Annotated in this window: 1 protein-coding gene; it reads right to left on the bottom strand. The window is 57.4% G+C overall.

Features of this window, described 5'->3' with window-relative positions:
• Positions 1-1699 (bottom strand): group II intron reverse transcriptase/maturase (gene ltrA, locus VB780_RS08445; RefSeq protein WP_323350694.1); only part of this gene is annotated, 1699 nt, incomplete at its 3' end.
• Between the last annotated feature and the right edge of the window lie 433 nt (positions 1700-2132).

Below are 2132 nucleotides of genomic sequence, written 5' to 3'. Positions count from 1 at the left end.
GTGAGTCGTTGTCATTCGTACGGAACGAGCGGTGACGACCTGCCCCATGTGCCTGGTCGTGGCAGTGACGGTGCAGCACTTGGAGATTATCCAGACGGTCGTCTTGATGACACCCGTTAATGTGGTGTACCTCAAGCAAACTACTCCAAGTAAAGACAAGTCCACACCGTGCACAGCAGCCGAGTTGTCGTTTCAACAACAGCGCGAGTTTCGACGAGAGCCCTGGATAGCGACCCCGTCGAGCGGCCCAGTAGAGCCAGTCTCCATCGTAGGGCGATTTAATGCCCCTGACTTTGATGTGTCGTTGACAACGAACCTTTTGATGCTGGGCCAGTGCCAGACCATCTCGAGTACAGAAGACCCACCCCATCCCCCGGTCAACGCCCCAGTAGTGGGCGACCTGACGGTGGCTACTGCCGTCGTGCTTCTGCCGCTGAGTCCATCGCATCAGTAATCGGTACAGATAGTCATCCAGGCTGGAGAAACAGTCTCGACTGCACACGGTGCGGTAAAACTGCCTCCAACCCCGAATCGAGGTGTTCAGGCGTCTAATCAGTAGGCGCTGAGTATCGCCTCGATGGGCTCTAACGATCTGTCGTAACTGCTGTCGATGTCGGCGGCAGGCCTCTGGGGAGGGTTGAATGATGGTCTTAAACCCTCCCCTCCAGCGCCGCGGGCTTCCCGGAAATTGTCGAATCCGAAATCCCAGGAAGTCGAAGCCGGTTGGCACTGAGCTAGCCCCCAGGGTATGGACGATTTGGGTTTTTCTTGGATGAAGTTCCAGGCCAAGCGGCTTGAGCCAGTGTTCAAGGGCCGTTCGGGCCGCTTGGAGGGTGGCTAAATCCGGGTGGAGCACCACGAAATCATCGGCATACCGGATCACCCGTAGGGGGACGGCCCGCCGTCGTACGCCATGGAGCAGATACGAGCGGGGCTGTACGAGCGTTTGCAGGTCATGCTCCATCCCGTGTAAGGCAATGTTGGCCAGTAAGGGAGAGAGCACGCCCCCTTGAGGGGTGCCTTGGGTTCTAGGAAACCAGTTACCTTGGTCCCAAACCCCTGCTTTGAGCCATCCCTCGATGGGACGTCTCAGCCAAGCGGGGGCGTTTAGCTTCTGAATTAGGGCAGAGTGGTTGATGCGCTCAAAGCATTGGGCGATATCGGCATCGAGGACGTACTTGGGCTGTTTCGCAATCACTTTGAAGAGCGCATCAATCGCGTCATGGACGCTGCGTCCTGGCCTGAAACCATAGCTGTTCGGCTCAAAATAAGCTTCCCATTCGGGTTCTAGCGCTAGTTTGACCAACGCTTGGCCAGCCCGGTCGTGCATCACGGGAATGCCTAAGGGGCGTTGCTCTGTGCCATTGCGTTTGTCAATCCAAATGCGTCGTACCGCTTGGGCTTTAGCCGAAAGGCTGAGCCGATTGGCTAACGCCCATCGCTGGGGGCCGGTGAGTTTGGCCACCCCATCAATGCCCGCCGTCCGCTTGCCTTGGTTGTCTTGACTCACTCGCCGGACCGCGAGGAGGCGACCATACCAAGAGCGGCTCAACAGTCTCTGTAATCGATGGACGAGTCTTACGTCGTTCCGGCTCGCCGCTTGGTAAATCCGCCTTTGAAGCTTGAACACGCGAATCTCGACCTGTCGCCAGTTCACCGTGTTCCATTCATACCTAGACCGCTCTAGGGTCTGGCTCATGACTTCTTCACTCGACTCAGTAGCTTTACCCTCTCACTTGCCGGATGTCCGTCAGCGTATCCTGGGCATTACCCCAGGCCTTGGCTTCTGACATCATCCTGCCCCTACCCGCCATCCGGGTTGGCCCCTACTTCGAGGTATCGACCGCTCTCGAAGAGACGCGTAGGGGTTACTTCGTTCCCAAGGACGGTTTGGCGAGGTCGGTAGGACGGGACTCTGGGCCGGGTTTATCGGGGGTGATTCTGGGTCACGTTAGCAGATGCCCAGCCCTTCTATCCGGTGCCTGTTGGCTCTAGCCTCTCAGCCGTTTTGGCTAGTATTGCGTGACGACCCTTAAATCCCTTTCTGTTCGTATCCGTTGACCTCTGTGCTGGCAGGATGACCACCGTACGGCTAGCAGCTACCTGCGGTTAAGCCCGCTTTTCGGATTGAG

This window comes from Leptolyngbya sp. CCNP1308 (assembly GCF_034932455.1).
In the GTDB taxonomy this organism is placed as follows: domain Bacteria; phylum Cyanobacteriota; class Cyanobacteriia; order Phormidesmidales; family Phormidesmidaceae; genus Nodosilinea.
Note: the sequence above shows the minus strand (reverse complement) of the source record. Positions and strands in the feature narration are given on the sequence as shown.